Origin of the sequence: Amycolatopsis sp. AA4, from assembly GCF_002796545.1 — a bacterium.
Lineage (GTDB): Bacteria > Actinomycetota > Actinomycetes > Mycobacteriales > Pseudonocardiaceae > Amycolatopsis.
In genome coordinates this window covers 3,273,119-3,294,750 of the sequence record NZ_CP024894.1, presented here as the reverse complement: position 1 = coordinate 3,294,750, position 21,632 = coordinate 3,273,119, and the positions used below count along the sequence as shown (strand labels likewise).

The following is a 21,632-nucleotide window of genomic DNA, read 5'->3' as shown; positions in this document are numbered from 1 at the left end:
CCTGTCGTTCATCCCGGCCGATGGGCCGCTTCGGTCCACTGTGGACAATCCACCGAATCAGCCGAGGGCATGCTCCAGAAGCACCTCCGCCGCCGCCCGGGCGTGGCGGCCGTACTTGGGGTCTCCGAGGACCATCGCGCGGCTCGCGGCTCCGTCGGCCAGCGTCACCAGCTGCTCGGCGAGCCCCTCCGGATCGGCGGCGCCCAGCTCCGCGACCAGGTCGGTCACCAGCCGGAGCATCAGGAGTTTCTGCTCCCGCGCATAGACGTGCACCGCGCTGTCCGGGTCGGGGTACTCGGCCGCCGCGTCCACGAACAGGCAGCCGCGCACCGGTTCGGCGTCCGGCAGGTCGAACATCGCCAGCAGTCGTTGCCGCGGCGGGAGATCCGCGCGGGTCAGGACGTCGTGCAGGGTGTCGCCGGAGCGGACGAGGTCCCGCAGATAGGCGACGACCAGCTCGTCCTTGTCCGGGAAGTGCAGGTACAGCGTCCGTTTCGACACCGGGGCCGCGGCCGCGACCTGTTCCATCGTCGTGCCGGTGATGCCGTGGCGGGCGAACAGGTCCGCGGCGGCCGCCAGCACGCGCTCGCGTCCCCCGCGACCCGCCCGGCGGGCCTTTTCCTCGACCATGCGGCCAAGTGTACAGAAACGTTTACTTAAGCCGCCGGAGCCTGCTACCGTGCCGAGGTACACGATCACGTTTACCTAAGGAGTGCCTCGATGCCCGAACTCGCCGACGCCGCCGCGACCCTGATCCGCGGGCGGCGCGCGACCCGGTCGTTCCGGCCCGACCCCGTTCCGGACGACACCCTGCGCGAGATCTTCGACCTCGCTGCCGCGGCGCCGTCGAATTCCAACGCGCAGCCGTGGCAGGTCGAGGTGGTCAGCGGGGCCAAGCGGGACGAACTCGCCGACGCGCTGGTCGCCGCGCACCAGGAAGGCCGCCGCTCGGTCGATTTCCCGTACAGCGAAGCCATTTACGAAGCGGTGCACCAGGAGCGCCGGGCCGCGGCGGGCGGTGCGTTGTACGGCGCGCTGCAGATCGGTTTCGACGACCACGAAGCACGCGCGGCCTACGACGCCGAGAGCCTGCGGTTTTACGGCGCCCCGCACGTCGCGCTGCTGTTCGCGCCGGACACCGCCGAAGCCCGGCTCGCCGCGGACGTGGGGATGTACGGCCAGACCTTGCTGCTCGCCATGCAGGCGCACGGAGTTTCCAGCTGCCCGCAAGGATTGCTGAGCTTCTACGCGGACACCGTCCGGGAGACCCTCGGCCTCGACGGCGGCAAACTGCTGTTCGGGATCTCCTTCGGGTACGCCGACCACACCGCGCCGGTCAACCGGTTCGCCGTCGGACGCGCGCCCCTCGACGAGACCACCCGGTTCCACGCCTGAATTCGCCGACGCGTGGGTATCCCGGTCCGGGGAGGTGCCGATGGACGTACCGACACTCGGCGTCGAAGAAGAATTCCTGCTCGCCGCACCGGAAGACGGCCGTCCGATGCCCGTCGCGGACGAAGTCCTCGGCAAGGTCGGGCGGCTCGCGGACGGCGCGGCCGTGCACCGGGAACTTCGCGCGACCCAGGTGGAACACGCCACCGGCGTCTGCACGACCGCGGCACAGCTTCGCGCCCAGCTGTGCCGCGGCCGGCTGGCGTTGTCGCGCGCGGCGACCGACGCCGGCTGCGTGCTGCTGGCCACCGGAAGCCCGGTCGGCGCGCTCCGCTCCCCCGCCGAGCCGCTGCCGCCCGACCGATACGCGCGGATCGACGCGCACTACGGCGACCTGGCCGCCGATTACGAGGCCTGCGGATGCCACGTGCACGTCGGCGTCCCGGACGCGGACACCGCGGTAGCCGTCGTCAATCACCTCGCGCGCTGGCTCCCGGTGTTGCTCGCGCTGTCGGCCAACTCCCCCTTCGACCGCGGCCGGGACACCGGGCTGCACAGCTGGAGAATGGCGCTGCAGAGCCGTTTCCCCGGCTCTGGAATCGCCCCGCACGCGAGGTCGCACGCGGAGCACGTGCGGCTCGTCGACTCGCTGGTCGAGTGCGGGGCGCTGGTGGATCGCGAGCAGACGTTCTGGCTCGCGTGGCCTTCCCCGCGGTATCCGACCGTGGAACTGCGGGTCGCCGACGTGCCGCTCACCGTCGAGGGCACGCTCCTGCAGGCAGTCCTGTCGCGCGCGCTCGTCGCCACCGCCCTCGCGGACCTGGACCGGGGCGTCGAAGCGCCTCCGCTCGACCCGCAGATCTGCTCGGCAGCGGTATGGGCGGCGACCCGGCACGGCCTCACCGGCACCCTCGTCGACCCGCTTCGCGCGAGACCGCTGCCCGCCGTCCGGGCGGTCGCCGATCTGCTCCGCCACGCCGAAACGGCCCTTCAAGCAGCCGGGGACTACGACCCCGCCCACCGGCTCGTCCGAACCGCGCTGCGGGACGGCACCGGCTCGGCCGCGCAACGGAAAGCCGGGCCGGACGGAGTGGTCGCGATGCTCGCGTCACACACCGTCCCGCGCGTGACCTCGCCCCAGGCGGGTACCCGGAGAGAATGACGACCTCCCTGATCGCACTGCCGACCGCTCGCGGCCCGGTCTCCGCGGCGTTGCTGGACCTCCTGCGCGAACCAGGCCAGCAAACCGCGGTCGACCTCCGCGACGCCGACCCGTTCGGCGACGACCTCCACCTCGCCCTGCATCTCTGCTACGAACTGCATTACCGCGGGCTGCCCGGCGTCGACGCGGAGCGCGAGTGGGACACCGCGCTGCTGAGAGTCCGGGCAGAGCTGGAGAACGCGTTCCGCTCCGGCCTGCGCGACGCGGTTCCCGGCGGTTCCGATGTGGACGGCGAGCTCGACGAGCTGCTGACCGAACGCGAAGCTGACGGAGCTATCGGTTTCCTGCTCGCCGAGGGCGAATGGGGGCACCTGCGGGAACTGTTCGCACACCGCTCGATCTACCACCTCAAGGAAGCCGATCCGCACGCGTGGGTCATCCCGCGGCTGTCCGGGGCGGCCAAGGCCGGGCTGGTCGCGGTGGAATTCGACGAGTTCGGCGGCGGGCACGCCGACCGGGTGCACGCCAAGCTGTTCGCGGACCTGCTCGCGGCGGCCGGCCTGCCCGACGGGTACCTGGCGCTGCTGGAGCACGTTCCCGGGCCGATGCTCGCGCTGGTCAACATGATGTCGATGTTCGGCCTGCACCGGGCCTCGCGCGGAGCGCTGGTCGGGCACTTCGCCGCGGCGGAGATCACCACCGCCCCGAGCGCGCAGCGGATGGACCGGATCCTGCGCCGCCTCGACGCGCCCGAGGCCTGCCGCTTCTTCTACACCGAACACATCGAGGCCGACGCGGTGCACGAACAGGTCATGCGGCACGAGGTCGTCGGCGGTCTGCTCGCGGAAGAACCGGAGCTGGCCGCGGACGTCGTGTTCGGCATCCAGGCCACCAACTTCCTCGAAGCACAACTCGACCAGCATCTGCTCGGCTGCTGGCAAGCCGGACTGTCCTCGCTGCGCCAGCCACTGCCCTGACCAGCGCGAAACGGCCTGGTCGCGAACCTCGCGACCAGGCCGTCCGGGTCACCCGCTGCCCCGGACCCGTTTCCGGTGGCTCGTGTCGCACCACGGAAACCGCTTGCTCCGCCGGCAGGCGCACACCGCGACGACGAAGCGGTCCGACCGCACCGTTTCCCCGTCCGGAGTGGACAGTTCGACCGGCCCCTCGACCAGAACCGGCCCGCCCGGCACCACCCGGACCCGGCGTTCATCGCGCGGCACGGAGCGCCACCAGTTCCTCCGTGCGGTCGCCCGGCCGCACGAAACCGCGTTCGAGCAGGTACTCCAGCCGTCCGGAGACCACCGGCCCGAACGGCACGTCCGCCCGCGCCACCACCTCGCTGCGCAACCCTCCCGCGGCCAGCGCGAAGCGGGTTTTGTCCACATCGGACATCGTCGACTGCACCAGGTAGAGCGTGCCGGTCCGGGTCAGCAGCGAAGGAGCGGCCGCGCACAACGGGTCCAGCATCGCGCGGCCGTCCGGCCCGGCGTCCCAGGCGCGCGTCGAGCGAACCGTGGGCGTCGGGGAAGGCACGTACGGAGGATTCGCGACCACGACGTCGTACGGTCCGGCTTCCACGGTTTCCCGCAGGCCGCCCCGGAGCAGGCCGATCGGCAGGGCCCGCAGCACGGTGTTCATCCACGCGGAAGCCAGCGCCCGCATCGAAATATCCGCCGCGACGACCGTGGCGCCGGTCCGCGCCAACGCGATCGCCAGTGCGCCGCTGCCGGTTCCCAAGTCCGCGCACCGCATCCCGCAGCCGATGCGCGTGTCCGCGGCCAGCACGCTGGAAAGCAAGGCGGTGTCCTCTTGCGGACGGTAGACCCCGGGCAGCCGGAATACTCTGCCCAGCGGCCGGGCCTCCGTTTCGGTGCGCACAGACGTCGTCATGGCGGTCCTCCATCTCGGTCGGTGCGCCCGGATACCCCCCTCCGGTCAGGACAAACCGCGATTTCCGCGGCGCCGCACCGAAACCGGCCGGTCACCGGGCCGGAACCGCTCCCCGATAGGACCGCTGCTCGACGATCTCCCCGTCGCCGTTGGCCCGGGGCTCGCCGTGGACGTAATGGCCGACCCCGCGCGCCTGCGCCATTTCCCGGCCGACCGACACCGCGTCAGCGCGGCGCGCCGCGGTGTTCGCGACACGCCGGATTCCCTCGATCCGGTTCTTCCACAGCCCGCCCTCGCGACACGTATGAATGTCCCCTTCGGCCATTCCGCGCCTCCTTCCGCTCGCCCGCCGGGTACCCGACCGCAGCGAGGGCAATCGGGTTGCCGACGGCGGCTCCGGGTACCCGGAGCAGGAACCGAAGGAGCGAAACCATGACCGAACCGCGCGAATCCGACGACGTTTACGGCGACACCCCGGAAGAAGAACGCGAGATCATCCGCGGCGAACAGGGCACCTCGGGCGACGAGCACGACGACTCGGACCCGCAACAGGGACGGTGACCCGCCGGGTCAGCGGGAGGGCTCGCACGCCTCCCGCGCCGGCACCCCGCAGCCGAGCCGGGCCCAGACCGTCTTGCCGCCGGAATGCTCGTGCACTCCCCAGTCGTCGGCGAGCCGCTCGACGAGCAGCATGCCCCGGCCGCGTGCGCGCTCGAAGTCCGGCGGGCGGACCTGCGGGCGGGCGGGCTCGGGGTCGTCCACCTCGATCACCACGACACACGGCCGGGAAAGCACGGTCAGCCGCGCACAGGACGGGCCGGAGGTGTGCTCGTAGGCGTTCGACGCGAGTTCCTCGACGACCATCAGGACGTCCGCGAGGTGGTCCGGGGACAGATGGCCCAGGGACCTGCCCGCCCAGGCGCGCACCCGGGGCAGCGCGGAAACCCCGGTGCCCTCCAGGTCCAGCACCCAGGGCGCATCGCCCGCCCCGGAGCCCGGGCCGGTCACCGCCGCCCCCTTTTCGGTTGGCCAAAACAACAAGACCCCTCTCCCGCCGAAGCCGCGACGCGATGCGGAGAACGATTCCTGCCGGAAAACGCTGCCGCGCTTCGTCGCCCCTCGCCGCAGCCGTGTGACCTCACGTGGGGAAGTCCCTTTCTCGTTCTCGACTTCGCCGGTGCCCGAACGGGCGTACCCGGACAGGGCCGACTTCACACCTAACACTGCGTATCTCTGGACCCCGGCAGCGGTTCGGTTACTGTCGCTGCATGCCGTCTCACGCGCCGGAGCCCGAATCTCGCACTCGCCTCGCCGACATCCTCGGCGCCGGGGCGAGCAACGCCGACCTCGGCGACAACCTCGCGAAGATTCTCGCCCGGGCCTGCACCGTTCTCGACGTCGACACCGCGACCGTGCTGCGGCACGATTCCCGGTGGCAGCGCCTCGTCGCCATCGCCGCCGCCGGGCTCGAGGAGGAGGTCTACCAGGGAGTCCAGGTCCCGGTCGGCGCGGGGTTCGCCGGAGCCGTCGCCGCGCGCCGGGAGCCGGTCGTCATCGAGCAGGTCGACCGGACCACGGTGCTCAACGCGCTGCTGGCCGAACGGGGCCTGCACACGATGCTCGGCGTCCCGATGCTGGCCGGCACCGAACTGGTCGGCGTGCTGCACATCGGAGCCGTGCGGGACCGCCGGTTCACCACCACCGACATCGAAACCCTGCGGCTGCTCGCCGACCGGCTGGCCGCCGTGCTGCAAGCGGAGATCATGCACCAGAACCAGGCCGCGACCATCGCGCTGCAGCGCAGCCTGCTGCCCGGGGTCCTGCCGGTCATCGACGGCCTGCGCCTGGCCGCGCGCTACGTTCCGGGCGCGGAGGCCGGGCTCGGCGGCGACTGGTACGACGTTTTCCGGCTTCCCGGCGATCAGACCGGCATCGTGATGGGCGACGTGTCCGGGCACGGCCTCGAAGCCGCCGTCATCATGGGCCGGCTGCGCAGCGCGCTGCGGGCGTACGCGCTCGACTGCGACGATCCCGCCGAAGTCCTCGCCAAACTCGACCGCAAAGCGAACCACTTCGAACACGGAGTGATGGCGACGGTCGCGTACGGCGTGTTGCGGCCCGGGCACGAGAGCATGGCGCTGTCGCTCGCCGGGCACCTGCCGCCGGTGGTGGCCGCGCCGGGCAAACCGGCCGAACTCGTGCAGGCCCCGCCGGACCCGCCGGTCGGCCTGACCGTCGGAGCCACCGTCGAACGGCGCACGACCACGGTGGAACTGCCGCCGGGAAGCGTCGCCGCGTTCTACACCGACGGTCTCGTCGAGCGCCGGGACCGGCTCGTCGACACCGGCATGGACCAGCTCGCCGAACTGCTCCGCCCGGAGGACCCGGAACGGGCCTGCGCCCGGATCATGGCCGCGATGGTGGGGTCCCGGCCCCCGCAGGACGACGTCGCGCTGGTGGTGCTGCAACGCACTGCGGGGGCGGGAACGCGCTGATCCGCTCCGCGGTTACTTCGCGGCCAGCGCTTCTTCCAGCGTGGGGTACAGCGGGAGGCTCTGCTCCAGCCCGGTGAGCTGGATGGGCCGCAAGGTCGCGCGGCCGGACGCCACGATCCGCACCTCGGTCCCCTCGGGCGCTTCCCGGCACGCGGCCAGCAGCACGGTCAGCCCCGCCGAGGCGAGGAAATCGACCCCTGCCAGGTCCAGGACCAGCACCGGAGGTTTCCCGGTGACGGTTTCGGCGACCGCGGCCGTCAATTTCGGGGCGGTCCCGAGGTCCAGGTCCCCGTTCAGGGCCAGCACCGCCGCGGGCGAGCGGTCGGCCCGTTCGATCGACAGCGAACCCGGCGGGTCGATCACCGGGTCGGTCAGCTCACTCATCGCTCTTTCCCTCCTCAGGAAGCCCGGAACGCCTGCGTCCGGGCAGGAAAAGGACGCGGCTGGCTGCTCAACCGCGCGAATAGCATGCCTTACGGCGGCGGCTCGCACCGAATGCCGCCGGGAGAAATGATCTCGGATCGGCGGAAAGGCGGCAGCGCGGGGGCGCCCGGGAAGAGACGTTCGGCTCACTGTCGCCGCTCCCGTGGCGGTCCCGGTGCGGCCAGGCTAGGGCGGACGGGGCGGGGCGGGTGAGCGGCTGGTCGCTCTTTGAAGCGGCCGCGCCGAGCGTCCGGTACGACCTGGGGCGGACGGTTTTGCTGCTCCCCTGCCGCGTTTTCGCAGGTGCAGCGGATGTATTCGACGACCTGAGCCGACCGGCGGCTGCCCCGCGGTTCGGCCAGCGCCGTGGTGACCGCGCCCGGTCTGGCGCGTTCGCCGCTCCGCCCTGGCTAACGCGCACCTCGCGCTGCCGGAGCGCACCGTCCCGTTCAGTGGGCACTGCTGCACCGCTGCCCGGCCGCGTCCTGACGCAGCCGGTCCGTGCGCTCGCCGACCCGCGCCGCTTCGACTTGCCGCGCAGAGCCTCCCGCTCAACGGGCATGACCGCACCACCGCCCGGCCGCGTCCTGACGCAGCCGGTCCGTGCGCTCGCCGACTCGCCGCGCACACCCGCCCGCACAACGCACACGACCGCACCATCGCCCGGCCGCACCCCAGCACAACCCGCCGACCTCACCCGGCCAGCCCGCACACCGCGAACCAGCCGGAACACACCCTCCCGCTCAGCGGGCACGGCCGCGCCGCTGTCCGGCCGCGTCCTGGCGCAGCCGGTCCGTGTGCTCGCCGATCTCCCCGAGCCGGTCCGCCAGCGCGGCGTGCCGGGACTCCAGGTGGACGCGCACGTCTGCCAACGGCGGCAGCAGGTTCGCGACATCGTCGTCTCCCAGCGCCACGCCGAGCCGGTCGGCGCTTTCCTGTCCGGCGGGGTCCAGGTCGGGCGCGGCGCTGGCTTCGGCGGCCAGCCGTCGCAGCACCGCCGCGTTGCGCCGGGCCCAGTCCGCGACCGCCCGGTCTCCCGCGCGGCGGCCGCGTTCCGCGTCGACGCGGGCCTCGCCGGTGGTCTCCCCGGTGGCCGAGGGCCGCAGCCGCAGGTACCGGCGTTCGGCCGCCTGCCTGCTCGCCACGCCCAGCGCCGGGGCCAGCGCGGCCCAGCTCGCGCCCGCCGCGCGCGCGGCCGCGATCAGTTCCGGTTCCCATTCGCCGAGCTGCTCGCGCAGCGCCCGCAGCGCGGACAGCGCGGCCAGCGACCGATCGGCCGGCGCACCGCCGTCCCGGGCGGCCAGCACCGCCTCGCGGACGCCTTGGACCAGCAGGCCGGGGTCCAGCTCCGCCATAGCGTCATCCTCTCGACGACTTGGCAGTTGTCATCGTTTCGATGACATGCTAGAAGAAAGAGAGCGTCCCTGTCGAGCGGCGGAGGTGAATCCCGATGACCTGCCGATCCCGCGGCCCGATTCGCCGCGCTCCGCAGGTTTCCCGTGCCCCTTCACCGGGAATCAGGTCCGGACCGCCCGCCAGGGCGGCTTCCGGCCGCTAGCCGGAGAACCCCGCCGCGCCGCCGGATGCGGCCCGTGGCGCGGAGCAGGCCACCCCGGCTCCGTGCCAGTCCTTCGCGCGAGAAAGGCGTTGTCCCCGTGTCCTTGCCGCTGCACACCGCCCAGACCAGGCCGTCGCACCCCGCACTGGTGCGCCTGTGGAACTACCTCGCCGACGTCACCGGCGCCCTGGGCATCGGCCTCGAGTCCTGCACCGTCGACCACGACACCCCGGTGTCGGCCTACGTCGCGCTCGACGGCCACCTGCCCGCCTACCCCGGCCGCGACGTCGCGTTGCTGTGGGACGAGATCCACGGCTGGGCCGCCGCCGTGGAAACGCATTCCGGCGAGGACCTCATCGTCATCCGCTACCAGGGCGGGCCTTCGGTCGCCCCGCCCGCGTCCCGCGTCGCCGAGTTCGCGGCCGCGGTGCGCGACGACGACCACCGGATCGGCTGTCTCGCGCCGCCGGAACTCCGCACGCTGGGCACCCCGGCGGACCTCGACGCCATCCTGGCCGAAGTGGTGTAACACCGGACACCGTCCGTGACCGTCCATTGTAGACCGGCGGTTTCGCCTCGTCGCGGACCGGGTAGCCGAGATCATGAGCGAATTCGAAGCGCAGCGGAGGATGCCCGCGCCCGCGGAGCACGTCTACGCCGTCGCGTCCGATGCCGCGCACCTCAGCGAATGGCTGCCGGAGCCAGTCGACCCGCCCCCGGCCGGGAGCCGCGACCGGCTCCGGCTCGAATGGGACGGCGGCTGGCTCCAAGTCGCGTCCGGCGCGGCGGGCACGAGCCACGCGACGCTGCACCTGTCGGTTCCGGCCGGCCAGGGCGGCGGCGACCTGCCCGCGCGGATCCGCGAGTCGCTCGACCGGCTCGCCGTTTTGTCCGGCTCGCCCGGCTGAACCCGTCCACAGTGGACTCTCCGCGGTTCGTTTTCCGCCGCACGGAACCGTAACGTCACCGCGCGCGCCGGATCGGATACTCTGCGCCCAGGAGTTGATGGTCCATGGTGGTGCGGAAGGAAATTCTGCCCGGGCCTCGCCCACCCCGCACGGAACGGAACCGGCTCGCGGTCGACTGCGTCGTCGACAGCCTGCTGCGATGCCTTCCTCTGGCCGAGCAAACCCGGCTGGGCATCGTCGTGCCGAGCCGCGGCCGCACGTGCGACCGCGAGGCCCTCCTGATGGAGATCTCGTTGCGCACCAGGCGTTCCCCGCACGCGGCGAGGTGCCTGGTCCGCGCGGTCTACTCGGCACTCGGACAGACGTCGCCGGAGCTGGCCTCCCGGGTGCGCGCGGGGGTGAGCCCGGACGTCCTGGTCCTGCTGGGCGGCTCGCGGCAGCCGTGCACGTGGTCGAGGGAAACCCCGCCTCGGTGCCACAGCGGGTAACCCGGTCAATCGACGGATCCCGTCCGCCGAGATCAGCCGCGTCCCGGCTCGCAGCCGACAGTACCGGCGAAACGATCTTGCCCAGCAGGCGGGATTGCCGTTCCGGCAAGATCGCGTGCGCTTCGGGCCCGGCTCCGGCGACGCTGGACGCATCCGACCCGAGGAGCCGACCGATGACCACCGACGCGACCCTGTTCTGGGAGGAAGTCCACGCCGCCCGGCCGCCCGCCGACCCGCGGCCGAACGCCCGGCTCGTGGAGATTGTCTCCGCCCTGCCGCCCGGCGACGCGCTGGACCTGGGCTGCGGCAACGGCGGCGACGCCCGCTGGCTCGCGAGCCGCGGCTGGACCGTGACCGCCACCGACATCTCGGCCGTCGCGGTCAACCGCCTCTCCGGCCCGCGGCTCACCGCCGTGCGGCACGACCTGCGGGTCAGCTTCCCGGCCGGGGAATTCGACCTGGTGACCGCGCACTACCTGCAAACCCCCTTCGAACTGGACCGGACGACGGTCCTGCGCACCGCCGCGTACGCCCTGCGCCCAGGCGGCCGATTGCTGGTCGTGGACCACGGCTCGATCGCGCCGTGGTCGTGGAACCAGGACCCGGACCTGCATTTCCCCAGTCCGGCGGAGATCGCCGCCGACCTCGCCCTCGACCCGGCCCAGTGGACCGTCGAGCGCGCGGACTCCCCCACCCGGCTTGCGACCGGCCCAGGCGGGCAGACCGCCGAGGTCGTCGACCACGTCCTGCTGATCCGCCGCGCTGTCTGAACCCGTCAAGGAGACCACTGTGGCTCGCCGTCGCGACACTCCGCCGCCTCGCACCGGAAGCAGCGAAACCGAAGTCCTGCGCGGATTTCTCGACTATCTCCGCACCTCAGTCGCCGCGAAGGTCGACGGTGCGCCGGAAACGGAAGCCCACGCCGCCGCGGTGCCGTCCGGGACCAACCTGCTCGGTCTGCTCAACCATCTGACTTTTGTGGAGCGATCGCTGTTACTCGGGGAGACCGTGAAGAACTGGCCCGCGACGTTCCATACCAGGGACAGCGTCGCCGAGGTCGTTGCCCGCTACCGGGAAGCGGTCAAGCTCGCCAACGAACTCCTCGACGACTGCCCCGATCTCGCCGCCCCGCTGCCGGGCCGCGACGGGCCGAGTGTGCGCTGGGCGCTGACGCACCTGATCGAGGAAACCGGACGGCACGCCGGACACGCCGACATTCTGCGCGAGCTGATCGACGGCAGCACCGGCCGCTGAAAACCAGTGGCCCCGAAGCTGCGTGCCCGGTCACTATGGAAGACATGAACGCCGCACGCCGCTCTGGGGCAGTCCTCGTGCGGTGACTCGACCCGAACGCGACGGCGGAGCCGACGCCATCAAATACAGAACCACATCCCGGACACGCGCTAGGACTCGTGCAAGCCGATGTTCTAGCCCGGCACCGGCGATCGCGCGGCACGGATGTCCATCTGCTTACGGGCACCGACGACAACGCACTCAAGAACGTCACTGCGACGAGGCGGAAGGCGTTCCCGTGCAGGAGTTGGTGAATCACCGTGCCGCGCGATTCGCCGCGCTGCAGGAACCGCTCGGGCTCGCCGTCGACGATTTCCCGAGAACCAGCACCGATCGCCTTCACCTCGAAGGCGTCCGCCGGTTATGGCAAGCCTGCGCCCGACGCGGCGACTGCTACCTGCGCGACTACACCGGCCGGTACTGCCTTGGCTGCGAGCAGTTCTACACGGACGACAACGCTGTCTGGAACACGAAGTCCCGTTCGAGGTCGTCACCGAACAGAACTGGTTATTCCGAATTTCTCGCTACGCCAGCGAAATCCAGGCCCTGTTGGATCCCGGCCGCCTCCGGATCGAACTCGCCGCCCACCTCCGCGAGGTGCTGGGTTTCGCGCACTCCTGTCCGACCTCACCGCCAACGCGTCCCGCTGGACCAACGCGGCCGAGCGAGTGCACGTGCTCGGCAAGGGCATTCTGCGATTCCATGCCGTCTATTGGCCCGCGCTGCTGCTCTCCGCGGGCGAGCGCCTGCCGGACACCATCTTCGTGCACGACTACCTGACTGTCTACGGCGCGAAGATCTCCAAGAGCGCAGGCAACACCGTCCGTCCGACGGACCTAATCGACCAGTACGGCGCCGACGCCGTCCGCTGGTGGCTGCTCCGCGAGGTCGCACCGCTCGGCGACACCGACTTCACCGAAGACCGGCTGATCGCCCGCGCCGACGACGAACTCGCCAACGGTCTCGGCAACCTCGTGCACCGCGTGCTCAGCCTCGCCCGGCGCACCGGACGGATCGTCCCGGCTGGTCCACTAAGGACAGTGCACTCGCTCGCCGACCGGATCGACGCGGCACTCGCCGATTTCGACTTCCGTTCCGCCACCGGCGCTTTGGTGCAGGTGATCGCCGACGCCAACCGGTACGTCGAACAGACCCGACCCTGGGCGTTGCGCGGCGACGAACTGGACCAGGCACTCGGGACTGTCGTAAGCACTTGCCGGGAACTGGCCACGGAACTCAGCCCGTTCCTCCCGGACCGAGCCGCCCGGCTGCACGCGCAGCTCGACCGCGGGGAACCGGCGCGCCTGTACCCTCGGCTACGGCAGCAACCGAGGCACTAGCCGGACATAGGCCACCATGCCGACCACCTCCACCAACGTCTGCGCCACCACCACGACCGCCGCGAGCGCGAGGTCATCAGGCAACGCCAGTGCCAACGGAAGCACCACCAGTGAGTTCCGCGTCGCCCCGGTGAAAACGATCGCCCGCCCAGCCGGAACGTCCAATCGGAACAGCCGCGCCACCCCTAGGCCCGCGAAAGCCATCACCACCAGGAAAACCACATAAAACGGCACGGCCCCGGCCACTGCGCCGAGTCCACTGTGGAGTTTCGGTATTTGCGACGCCACTACGATCGCCAGTGTCGCCGCCATCAGCGGCACCATCGCGGTCCCGGCCGCGGCGGCGAACCGGCGGCCGGTCGGGCGGCGGGCCGCCCAGGCTTGGGTGAGCCAGGCCAGGGTCAGCGGGAGCGCGATCAGCACCAGGAACGCCTGGAGGAACGGACCGGCTCGCACGACCTGCGCCAGGTCCGCGCCGAGGAAGAGGAACAGGAATCCGGGCAGCAGGACCATCTGCGCGAGCAGCAGCAGCGGCGTCGCGGCGAGCAGGCGGCGGCTGCTGCCTCCGGCCAAGCCGCTGAAAACGATCACGTAGTCCACGCACGGGGCCAGCAGCACGAGCAGCATGCCCAGCCGCAGCGCCTGCCCGGCCGGGAAGAGGACGGACATCGCCGCGACGACCAGTGGCACGACGACGAAGTTCACCGTCAGCGCGGCGCCGAGGAACCGGCCGTCGCGCAGGGAACGGCCCAGTTCGGCGGCAGGCACCTGCAGGAAGGTGACATACAGCAGCGCCGCCAGCACCGGGTTGATCGCCGGTTCCAGCCCCGGCCCGGCCGCCGGAGCGAGCCAGCCGGCGAGTGCGCCGACGGCGAGCGCGCCGAGGTAGATGACGACCTGGTGCCGCTCCATCCGCGACACCAGACCGGACGACTGCGACAACGGGCGCGCTCCTCCATAAAGGCCAGGTACCGGACCAGCGTAGCGACGGGCGAGCCCGGCAAGGAACGCCACCGTCTTGACGAAATCCTAACGCCGCCGCACTCCGTTTTAATGCACTCCTGACGCAAGCGAAAAGGCCGTTTCTTAACGCATTTCAGAATGGGATTGATCTCGCCGCCCAGCGCGTGCGAGGCGGGGCGCGCGGGCATGCTGAGCCCGTGACAGACACGGAAGAACCCCAGCGTCGCCTGGAACCCGGCGCGTTCGGGTATGCGGTGAAGCGGCTTTTTCTCGGCAAACCGCTCATTAACGCGCAATTGACGCACGAACGGCTTTCCAACGCGACCGCACTGGGCGTGCTTTCCCCGGACGCGATCTCGTCGTCGGCCTACGGCACCGAGCAGATCCTGGTCGAACTGCTCCCCTACGCCGGTCTCGCCGCGTTCAGCCTGGTGCTGCCGATCACCGGCGTGATCCTCGTCATCCTGGTGCTCGTCGCGGCGTCGTACCGGCAGGTCGTGATGGCCTACACGCGCGCGGGCGGGTCGTACGTCGTCGCGCGGGAGAACTTCGGGCCGCGCGTCGCGCAGGTCGCCGCGGCGGCGTTGCTGATCGACTACATCGTGACGGTCGCCGTGCAGACCTCGGCGGGCACGGTCGCCGTCGTGTCCGCGATCCCCGCGCTCGGGCCGTACAGCCTGGAAATCACCATCGCGATCGTCGTCCTGCTCTGTTACGCCAACCTGCGCGGCCTGCGCGAAGCCGGCCGTCCGTTCGCGGTCCCGACGTACCTTTTCACCGCACTGATGCTGGTGATGATCGTGGTCGGCCTGGTCAAGGCGATGACGGTCGGGCTGCCGACCTACGACGCGGCTCACCTGCCCGGCGCGGTGCCGGTCCAGCATGGGGACGGGCTCATCGCCGGTGCGACAGTTCTGGTGCTGTTGCGCGCTTTCGCCAACGGCGGATCATCGCTGACCGGTGTGGAAGCCATCTCCAACACGGTGTCCGCGTTCCGCAGCCCGCGCGGTCTCAACGCCCGCAAGGTTTTGGTCACGATGGCCGTGATCCTCGGCGTCCTGGTCGGCGGAGTCTCGCTGCTCGCCTCCTTCACGCACGCGACGCCGTACGCGAGCGGCTATCCGTCCGTGGTCTCCCAGGAAGCCCGTGCGGTGTTCGGCGACGGCTGGTTCGGGCAGGCGATGTTCGTCGCGATCCAGGCGGCGACCGCGCTCATCCTCTACACCGGGGCCAACACCAGCTTCAACGGCTTCCCGTTCCTCGCCAGTTTCGTGGCCAGCGATCGTTTCCTGCCCCGCCAGCTGACGACGCGCGGCCACCGGCTGGTGTTCTCCAACGGCATCCTCGTGCTGACCGTGCTCGCCGTCGCCCTGCTGTTCTTCTCCGGCGGCACGGTGACCGCACTGGTGCCGTTCTACGCGATCGGCGTGTTCACCGGCTTCGCCATGGCCGGATACGGCATGACCAAACACCATCTGCGCCTGCGCGAGCAGGGCTGGCGGTTCAAGCTCTCGGTCAACCTCGCCGCCGGGATTCTGTCCACTGTGGTCGTCGGCATTTTCGCCATCGCCAAGTTCACCGAGGGCGCGTGGCTGGTGGTCGTGGTGTTCCCGATCCTCGTGTTCGTCCTCATCAGACTCAACCGCGAGTACCGCGCCGAAGCCGCTGTGCTGGAACGCATCACCGCCAACCGCGCCAACCCGACGCGGTACGCGCGCCACCAGGTTTTCGTGCTGGTCAACACGATCGACCTGGCCGTGCTCGAAGCACTGCGATACGGCAACAGCCTCCGGCCGGACAAGGTGACCGCGGTGCACTTCGTGATCGACGCGCAAGCCGCCGAACGCCTTCGCTCCCGCTGGGAAGAACTCGGGATGAAAACGAGCCTGCGGCTGATCGACGTCCCCGACCGCAGGATCGCCCGCGCCGCGTACACGCTGGTGCAGAAGGCGATCGCGGACGCGGAGCGGACCAGCATCACCGTGCTGCTGCCGCGGCGAAGCTACGCGCCGCTGCTCGGGCGACTGCTGCACGACCGGACCGCCGACCGGATCGCCCGCATCGTCAGCCGCATCCCGCAGGCCGCGGCGACCATCGTGCCTTACGACGTGCAGACCCGGATCCGCACGCTCATGCCGCATCTGCCCGAAGAACGCGCCACCGCGGCGATCGAGCGGCTGCTCACCCGGATCGGCAGCACGCAGAAGGAGGAACTCACTCCCAGCGCTCTTGCCGAACTGCGTCCCGGCACTGACGTCTGCGTCGACGGGCGGATCCAGGAACTCACTCTGTCCGAAGAGGACACCCGGGGTCCGGTTCTCACCGCGCAGCTCACCGACGACACCGCGACGGTCGCCCTGGAATTCAGCCAAGCCCACCCCGACCTCGAACCCGGCCAGGTACTGCGCGTCGCCGGCCGCGTCGCCGACGGCACGCCGCTGGTCATCCGCGACCCGGTCTGCCACATCCTCGAAGCCGCCGGAGAAGAGGAGGAAGACCGCTCCAGCGCCGAATAGTCATCCGGACAGTCCACTGAGGATCGCGTCGATGCCGAACCCGAACGCCTCGTCCGAATCCCCGCTGTGCGCCGGGTCTTCCTCCACGATCCCGGCCCGCACCAGTTCCGCGTGGTTCTGTTCCTCCGCGACGAACCCGAGTACATAGTGGACGACCGTCCGCGCGGCCCACTCCGCGCGGCGGTCGTCGTACTTCCCGGTGAACAGCTGGCGCAGCGCGTGCGTGGGCACCAGGAGATCCGGCCGGTATGCCTGCACGAACGACACCACCTCGGCCCCGTCGCGGACTTGCAGCAGGGCCGTACGGAAGTCCTCGGCCGCCTCGCGCGGGTCCTTCGCCACCCCGGGCAGCCCCTTCAGGATCCGCGCGGCGACGGCGGCGAGCAGCTCCTGTTTGTTGGCGACGTGGTAGTACAGCGCGCCCGGCTGGACCCCCAGGTCGAGGGCCACCCGCCGCATCGACAGGCTGCTCAGCCCGGCTTCCCGCAGCAGCTCGTACGCCCGGTCGACGATCTGGTCTCGCGTCACCTTCACCCCGCTCATTCTGCCTGCCGCTTGCTTCCGGCCGAGCGGCCGCCTAGGATTTGATAGGTGTTCAAAACCTTCGACGACCTGGCCGACCGGCAGCTGGCCGGCGGCGTACTCGACCGCACCGACGCCCGCGCGGTGCTGGAAGCGCCGGACGAGGACGTGCTCGGCCTGGTCGCGGCTGCCGGGCGGCTGCGGCGCGCGCACTTCGGCAACAAGGTCAAAGTCAACTACCTCGTCAACCTGAAATCGGGCCTGTGCCCCGAGGACTGCGGGTACTGCTCGCAGCGGCTCGGGTCGTCCGCGCAGATCCTCAAGTACTCGTGGCTGTCCGCCGAGGAAACCGCGCGCCAGGCCGGCGCGGGCATCCAGGGCGGCGCGTCGCGGGTGTGCCTGGTCGCGAGCGGGCGCGGGCCGAGCGACCGCGACGTCGACCGGGTCGCGCAGGCCGTCGAGGCGGTGAAGTCCGCGCATGCCGACGTGGAGGTGTGCGCCTGCCTCGGGCTGCTCAAGGACGGCCAGGCCGAGAAGCTGCGCGAGGCCGGGGTCGACGCCTACAACCACAACCTCAACACGAGCGAGTCCCGGTACTCCGAGATCTGCACGACGCACGGGTACGACGACCGCGTCGACACCGTCGAAAAGGCCAAGTCCGCCGGGCTTTCCGCGTGTTCCGGCCTGATCGTCGGCATGGGCGAGACCGACGACGAGCTGATCGACGCGATCTTCGCGCTGCGCGACCTCGGCAGCGATTCGATCCCGGTCAACTTCCTGATGCCGTTCGAGGGAACACCGCTCGCCGGGACGTGGGAGCTGAGCCCGCTGCGCGCGCTGCGCATCCTCGCGCTGGCCCGGTTCGCTTGCCCGGCAACGGAAGTCCGGATGGCCGGCGGCCGCGAAATGCACCTGCGGTCGCTGCAGCCGCTCGCGCTGCACGTGGTCAACTCGCTGTTCCTCGGCGACTACCTGACCAGCGAGGGCCAGGCCGCGAAGGCCGACCTGGAGATGATCGCCGACGCCGGGTTCGAGGTCCTCGGCGCGGGCGAACAGCAGCAGGCCGCGCACACCACGCCGGCGCTGCGGGAACGCGGAGCGGGCACCGCCGCCGCGCCCAACGCGTGACCGCCATGGTGTCGATGCACGACTGGCTCACCGCCGCCGAACGGGACCGGCACGCCGCCGGTCTCGTCCGGCGGACCGACGATCGGCGGCATCCGCGAGCGTCCACATTGGACCTCGCGTCCAACGATTACCTGAGCCTCAGCACCGATCCGCGCCTGCGCGCGGCCGCCGTCCAAGCCGTCGAAAAGTACGGAGCGGGAGCCGGCGCGTCGCGAGTCGTCACCGGCACCACGCCGTGTCACACGGAGCTGGAACGCGAACTCGCCGACCTCACCGGACAACCGGCCGCGCTCGGGTTTTCCAGCGGCTACACGGCGAACATCGGCGTCATCACCGCGCTCGGTTCGCCGGACACGCTGCTGATCACCGACGCGCACATCCACGCGTCGCTGATCGACGGCGCCCGGCTGTCCCGCTCCCCCGTCGCGATCTGCCCGCACGGCGACCTGGACGCGCTCGCGGTGCTGCTGCGCGACCGGTCGCAGGAACGGGCGATCGTGGTGGTCGAATCGATCTATTCAGTGCTCGGCGATGCGACGGATCTGGTGCGCACCGCGGCATTGTGCGCGGAGTACGACGCCTTCCTGGTGGTCGACGAGGCACACGGCATCGGCGTCGCAGGCGACGGCCGGGGCGCGGTGCACGCGGCCGGTCTCGCGGGTGCGCCGCACGTCGCGGTGACTGCCACACTTTCGAAAGCACTGGGTGCCCAAGGCGGCGCGGTCTTGGGGTCGCCGCTGCTGCGCGAGCATCTGGTCAACACCGCGCGGACGTTCATCTTCGACACCGGCCTCGCCCCCGCCGCTGCGGCCAGCGCGGCGGAAGCGTGCCGGATCATCGCAGCCGAGCCTTCGCGGGTCGAGGAACTGCACCGAGCCGCTCGCGCGATCGCCGACGCCGCAGGAGTTCCGCGCGCGCCCGGTGCGGTGCAGTCGATCCCCGCGGACTCCCCGGACCAAGCCGTCGCCGCCGCGAACCAGCTGTACGAACGCGACATCGTCGTCGGCTGCTTCCGGCCGCCGAGCGTCCCGGACGGCGTATCCCGCCTCCGGCTAGTCGCCCGCGCCGGGGTTGACCTGCACCGGGCTCAGGACGCCGCGCGCCTCGCCGCCCACTGGGCGCGCGCCGCCAGCATCGTCTGAACCCTTCCGGAACAGCGCGTCCACCGCCAGTGCACCCGGTCCGGTGAAGGCCAGCAGCAGGAAAGCCCAGCAGAACATCGCCGCGGGTTCGCCGTGGTTCTGCAGCGGCAGCAGGCCGTCCGGCTGGTGGACGACGAAATACGCGTACGCCATCGATCCCGACGCGAGCAGCGCCGCGATTCGAGTGCCCAGGCCGAAGGCGACCAGCAGGCCGCAGACGAGCTGGATCACCGCCGCGTACCAGGACGGCCACATGCCGACCTCGACGGTTGCGCCCTTCGGACCGCCGCCGAAAACGCCGAACAGCGATGCCGCGCCGTGGGCCGCGAAGAGCAGGCCGACGACGACGCGGAACAGGCCGAGCACGAACGGGACGGCCCGGTCGAGCACACGCTCTGGCATGGGTCCTCCTCGGAGAGTGACTAAGGTTAGGCTTGCCATACCGTACGTGCCGGAGTACCTCCCGTCCAGACGCTGTGACGCTCGACAAACCGGACTGAACCGTTCCGCCGCCGGCCGCGTGTCGAGGGAAGGGCAACACCCACGCACCGCTGGAGGCTGGGATGACTGTCAAAACCCCGCGAACTTTCGGACTGCTCGCCGCGGTGGCCGCGGCGGGCCTGGTCGCCGCCGCGTGCAGTGGCGGCGGCAATAACAGCAGCGGGACCACGACCCCACCGCCCGCCGCGCCGACGCATTTGACCGACAGCAAGGGCGACACGATCTACCTGTTCGCCGCCGACCACGACGGCCAGTCCGCCTGCGCCGCGAGCTGCGCGAGCTACTGGCCTCCGGTCGCGGCGGACACCCCGCTGACCGGCGCTCGGGGCAGCGTCGGGGCCATCACCCGGCCGGACGGCTCCAGGCAGGAAACGCTCGGCGGGCACCCGCTGTACCGGTACCTCGGCGACAAGTCCGCCGGGCAGACCAACGGCCAGGGCCTGAACCTCAACGGCGGACTGTGGTGGATGGTGACCTCCGACGGCGCCGCGATCACCACCGCCGCTTCCGCGCCGGCGAGCGGGTACGGCGGAGGCAACTACTGAGTTACGCCCCTTCAGGTAGGCCCTGCCTCAATGGGGTACCTCTGATCAGGGGAACTTGACCGGGCGGCCGAATAAGACCAAACTTCGCTAGTGATATAAGTACTCCCGTCGTCCCCGCATCGAAGGAGTTCTTCAGTGACCTCGTCGTTCGTCATCATCGGAGCCGGGCTCGCCGGGGCCAAGGCCGCGGAAGCGTTGCGCGACAAGGGTTTCGACGGGAAGATCACCATCGTCGGCGACGAGCGGCACCTGCCCTACGAGCGCCCGCCGCTGTCGAAGGACTACCTCGCGGGCAACGCGGAGGCCGAGAGCTTCCAGGTGCACGACGCCGCGTGGTACGCCGAGAAGAACGTCGAGCTGCGCCAGGGCGTCAAGGCGACGGCGATCGAGCGGGAGAAGAAGCAGGTCACGCTCGACGACGGCACCAGCCTCGGCTACGACAAGCTCCTGCTCGCCACCGGCGCGAGCCCGCGCGAGCTGCCGGACACCGCGGGGATCCACTACCTGCGCCGCATCGAGGATTCCGACCGGCTCCGCGAACTGTTCGGCACCGCCTCGAAACTGGCGGTCGTCGGCGGCGGCTGGATCGGGCTCGAAGCGACCGCCGCCGCGCGCCAGGCCGGAGTCGAGGTCACCGTCATCGAGGCGCTCGAACTGCCGCTGGTCAGCGCGCTCGGCCCGGAGGTCGCTCCGGTCTTCGCCGACCTGCACCGCGAGCACGGCGTCGACCTGCGGCTCGGCGTCCAGGTCGAGCACATCTCCAACGGCGGCCAGGGCAAGCGGATCCGCCTCGGCGACGGCAGCGTCCTCGAGGCGGACGCCGTCCTGGCCGGGATCGGCGCGAAGCCGAACGTCGAACTGGCCGAGGCGGCCGGCCTCCGCGTCGACAACGGCGTGGTGACCGACGCGAGCCTGCGCACGAGCGACCCGGACATCTTCGCCGCGGGCGACGTCGCGAACGCCTACCACCCGTTCCTCGGCAAGCACCTGCGCGTCGAGCACTGGGCGAACGCGCTGAACCAGCCCGCGGTGGCCGCGGCCGGGATGCTCGGCAAGGAGGAGTCGTACGACGAGCTGCCGTACTTCTTCACCGACCAGTACGACCTCGGCATGGAATACCTCGGCACCATCGAGGGCCACGACCGCGTCGTGTTCCGCGGCGACGTGCCCGGGCGCGAGTTCATCGCGTTCTGGCTCAAGGAAAACCGCGTGCTGGCCGGGATGAACGTCAACGTCTGGGACGTCACCGACCCGATCAAGGCGCTCATCCGCTCCGGCAAGGCGGTGGACCCGGAGCGGCTCGCCGACCCCGAGGTCCCGCTGGAAGACCTCGCCTGATTTCCGCGCCCGCGGGCCGCTCCGG

At 70.9% G+C, this 21,632-nt stretch carries 26 protein-coding genes and 2 pseudogenes; 18 read left to right on the top strand and 10 right to left on the bottom strand.

What is annotated here, in order from left to right:
- Nucleotides 1-57 precede the first annotated feature (57 nt).
- Entirely contained in the window at nt 58-630 is a 573-nt protein-coding gene (locus CU254_RS15655; RefSeq protein WP_009077286.1) for a TetR family transcriptional regulator, read from the bottom strand.
- Between the two features lie 90 nt (nt 631-720).
- On the opposite strand from CU254_RS15655, the gene CU254_RS15650 reads away from it, so the two are divergent.
- The 3 genes from CU254_RS15650 to CU254_RS15640 are packed head-to-tail and all read left to right on the top strand — an operon-like array spanning nt 721 to nt 3,531.
- Nucleotides 721-1,395 (top strand): nitroreductase, encoded by a 675-nt coding sequence (locus CU254_RS15650; protein ID WP_009077284.1) that lies wholly within the window; start codon nt 721-723, stop codon nt 1,393-1,395.
- A 40-nt stretch (nt 1,396-1,435) separates the two neighbouring features.
- A complete protein-coding gene (locus CU254_RS15645; protein WP_037713769.1) occupies nt 1,436-2,554 on the top strand; it encodes a glutamate--cysteine ligase in 1,119 nt (372 codons plus the stop codon).
- Entirely contained in the window at nt 2,551-3,531 is a 981-nt protein-coding gene (locus CU254_RS15640) for an iron-containing redox enzyme family protein (RefSeq protein WP_009077281.1), read from the top strand. The genes CU254_RS15645 and CU254_RS15640 overlap by 4 nt, the downstream gene beginning before the upstream one ends.
- Nucleotides 3,532-3,579: 48 nt before the next feature.
- Here CU254_RS15640 and CU254_RS15635 read toward each other — a convergent pair whose 3' ends face one another.
- The 3 genes from CU254_RS15635 to CU254_RS15625 all read right to left on the bottom strand — a co-directional run bounded on the left by CU254_RS15635 (nt 3,580) and on the right by CU254_RS15625 (nt 4,772).
- Nucleotides 3,580-3,777, bottom strand: coding sequence for a CDGSH iron-sulfur domain-containing protein (locus CU254_RS15635; RefSeq protein ID WP_009077279.1), 198 nt, complete (start codon nt 3,775-3,777; stop codon nt 3,580-3,582).
- Nucleotides 3,764-4,447, bottom strand: coding sequence for a methyltransferase (locus CU254_RS15630; RefSeq protein WP_009077277.1), 684 nt, complete (start codon nt 4,445-4,447; stop codon nt 3,764-3,766). Before CU254_RS15630 ends, CU254_RS15635 begins: the two co-directional genes overlap by 14 nt.
- A 91-nt stretch (nt 4,448-4,538) precedes the next feature.
- The gene (locus tag CU254_RS15625; protein ID WP_009077276.1) at nt 4,539-4,772 is read right to left on the bottom strand and encodes a DUF2188 domain-containing protein; all 234 of its coding nucleotides are present in this window, start codon (nt 4,770-4,772) and stop codon (nt 4,539-4,541) included.
- Between the two features lie 107 nt (nt 4,773-4,879).
- Between CU254_RS15625 and CU254_RS44635 the strand changes: the two genes are divergently transcribed.
- Nucleotides 4,880-5,008 (top strand): hypothetical protein, encoded by a 129-nt coding sequence (locus CU254_RS44635; RefSeq protein ID WP_255409877.1) that lies wholly within the window; start codon nt 4,880-4,882, stop codon nt 5,006-5,008.
- 9 nt (nt 5,009-5,017) lie between these two features.
- Here CU254_RS44635 and CU254_RS15620 read toward each other — a convergent pair whose 3' ends face one another.
- Complete coding sequence (locus tag CU254_RS15620; protein ID WP_009077272.1) at nt 5,018-5,455, bottom strand: ATP-binding protein; 438 nt, start codon at nt 5,453-5,455, stop codon at nt 5,018-5,020.
- 260 nt (nt 5,456-5,715) lie between these two features.
- Between CU254_RS15620 and CU254_RS15615 the strand changes: the two genes are divergently transcribed.
- Complete coding sequence (locus CU254_RS15615) at nt 5,716-6,942, top strand: PP2C family protein-serine/threonine phosphatase (RefSeq protein ID WP_037713766.1); 1,227 nt, start codon at nt 5,716-5,718, stop codon at nt 6,940-6,942.
- Nucleotides 6,943-6,954: 12 nt separating this feature from the next.
- Here the strand turns inward: CU254_RS15615 and CU254_RS15610 are convergent, their stop codons facing one another.
- Nucleotides 6,955-7,326 (bottom strand): STAS domain-containing protein, encoded by a 372-nt coding sequence (locus tag CU254_RS15610; protein ID WP_050788193.1) that lies wholly within the window; start codon nt 7,324-7,326, stop codon nt 6,955-6,957.
- Between the two features lie 782 nt (nt 7,327-8,108).
- Complete coding sequence (locus CU254_RS15605; protein ID WP_100266798.1) at nt 8,109-8,720, bottom strand: HSP18 transcriptional regulator; 612 nt, start codon at nt 8,718-8,720, stop codon at nt 8,109-8,111.
- Nucleotides 8,721-9,026: 306 nt separating this feature from the next.
- On the opposite strand from CU254_RS15605, the gene CU254_RS15600 reads away from it, so the two are divergent.
- The 8 genes and pseudogenes from CU254_RS15600 (at nt 9,027) to CU254_RS44630 (ending at nt 12,952) form a co-directional block, all read left to right on the top strand.
- Nucleotides 9,027-9,452 carry a DUF6292 family protein gene (locus tag CU254_RS15600; RefSeq protein WP_234392870.1) on the top strand — a complete coding sequence of 142 codons (426 nt, stop codon included), beginning with the start codon at nt 9,027-9,029 and terminating at the stop codon, nt 9,450-9,452.
- A gap of 73 nt (nt 9,453-9,525) precedes the next feature.
- Complete coding sequence (locus CU254_RS15595; protein ID WP_009077264.1) at nt 9,526-9,831, top strand: SRPBCC family protein; 306 nt, start codon at nt 9,526-9,528, stop codon at nt 9,829-9,831.
- 104 nt (nt 9,832-9,935) lie between these two features.
- Nucleotides 9,936-10,319 carry a DUF2267 domain-containing protein gene (locus CU254_RS15590; RefSeq protein ID WP_009077262.1) on the top strand — a complete coding sequence of 128 codons (384 nt, stop codon included), beginning with the start codon at nt 9,936-9,938 and terminating at the stop codon, nt 10,317-10,319.
- A gap of 173 nt (nt 10,320-10,492) precedes the next feature.
- Nucleotides 10,493-11,089, top strand: a complete 597-nt coding sequence (locus tag CU254_RS15585; RefSeq protein WP_037713759.1) for a bifunctional 2-polyprenyl-6-hydroxyphenol methylase/3-demethylubiquinol 3-O-methyltransferase UbiG — start codon at nt 10,493-10,495, stop codon at nt 11,087-11,089.
- 19 nt (nt 11,090-11,108) lie between these two features.
- A complete protein-coding gene (locus CU254_RS15580; RefSeq protein ID WP_037713757.1) occupies nt 11,109-11,573 on the top strand; it encodes a DinB family protein in 465 nt (154 codons plus the stop codon).
- A 131-nt stretch (nt 11,574-11,704) separates the two neighbouring features.
- A pseudogene (locus tag CU254_RS44945) lies at nt 11,705-11,866 on the top strand (class I tRNA ligase family protein); the annotation flags it as partial.
- Nucleotides 11,851-12,006: pseudogene (locus CU254_RS44940) on the top strand (methionine--tRNA ligase); the annotation flags it as partial. The pseudogenes CU254_RS44945 and CU254_RS44940, both read left to right, overlap by 16 nt.
- Nucleotides 12,007-12,037: 31 nt before the next feature.
- Nucleotides 12,038-12,952 carry a class I tRNA ligase family protein gene (locus CU254_RS44630; protein WP_286156957.1) on the top strand — a complete coding sequence of 305 codons (915 nt, stop codon included), beginning with the start codon at nt 12,038-12,040 and terminating at the stop codon, nt 12,950-12,952.
- On the opposite strand, the gene CU254_RS15570 is transcribed toward CU254_RS44630, so the two are convergent.
- The gene (locus tag CU254_RS15570) at nt 12,929-13,864 is read right to left on the bottom strand and encodes a bile acid:sodium symporter (RefSeq protein ID WP_037717238.1); all 936 of its coding nucleotides are present in this window, start codon (nt 13,862-13,864) and stop codon (nt 12,929-12,931) included. The two genes, CU254_RS44630 and CU254_RS15570, sit on opposite strands and share 24 nt — an antisense overlap.
- A 248-nt stretch (nt 13,865-14,112) precedes the next feature.
- Between CU254_RS15570 and CU254_RS15565 the strand changes: the two genes are divergently transcribed.
- A complete protein-coding gene (locus CU254_RS15565; protein WP_199841136.1) occupies nt 14,113-16,431 on the top strand; it encodes an APC family permease in 2,319 nt (772 codons plus the stop codon).
- Here CU254_RS15565 and CU254_RS15560 read toward each other — a convergent pair whose 3' ends face one another.
- The gene (locus CU254_RS15560) at nt 16,432-16,974 is read right to left on the bottom strand and encodes a TetR family transcriptional regulator (RefSeq protein WP_009077253.1); all 543 of its coding nucleotides are present in this window, start codon (nt 16,972-16,974) and stop codon (nt 16,432-16,434) included.
- A gap of 48 nt (nt 16,975-17,022) precedes the next feature.
- Between CU254_RS15560 and bioB the strand changes: the two genes are divergently transcribed.
- Complete coding sequence (gene bioB / locus CU254_RS15555; protein ID WP_009077251.1) at nt 17,023-18,081, top strand: biotin synthase BioB; 1,059 nt, start codon at nt 17,023-17,025, stop codon at nt 18,079-18,081.
- A 5-nt stretch (nt 18,082-18,086) separates the two neighbouring features.
- Nucleotides 18,087-19,223 (top strand): 8-amino-7-oxononanoate synthase, encoded by a 1,137-nt coding sequence (locus tag CU254_RS15550; RefSeq protein WP_037717231.1) that lies wholly within the window; start codon nt 18,087-18,089, stop codon nt 19,221-19,223.
- On the opposite strand, the gene CU254_RS15545 is transcribed toward CU254_RS15550, so the two are convergent.
- Nucleotides 19,134-19,625, bottom strand: coding sequence for a DoxX family protein (locus CU254_RS15545; RefSeq protein ID WP_009077248.1), 492 nt, complete (start codon nt 19,623-19,625; stop codon nt 19,134-19,136). The genes CU254_RS15550 and CU254_RS15545 overlap by 90 nt on opposite strands.
- A 161-nt stretch (nt 19,626-19,786) precedes the next feature.
- Here CU254_RS15545 and CU254_RS15540 point away from each other — a divergent pair, with 161 nt between their 5' ends.
- Nucleotides 19,787-20,269, top strand: coding sequence for a hypothetical protein (locus CU254_RS15540; protein WP_009077247.1), 483 nt, complete (start codon nt 19,787-19,789; stop codon nt 20,267-20,269).
- A gap of 135 nt (nt 20,270-20,404) precedes the next feature.
- Entirely contained in the window at nt 20,405-21,607 is a 1,203-nt protein-coding gene (locus CU254_RS15535) for an NAD(P)/FAD-dependent oxidoreductase (protein WP_009077246.1), read from the top strand.
- Nucleotides 21,608-21,632 lie beyond the last annotated feature (25 nt).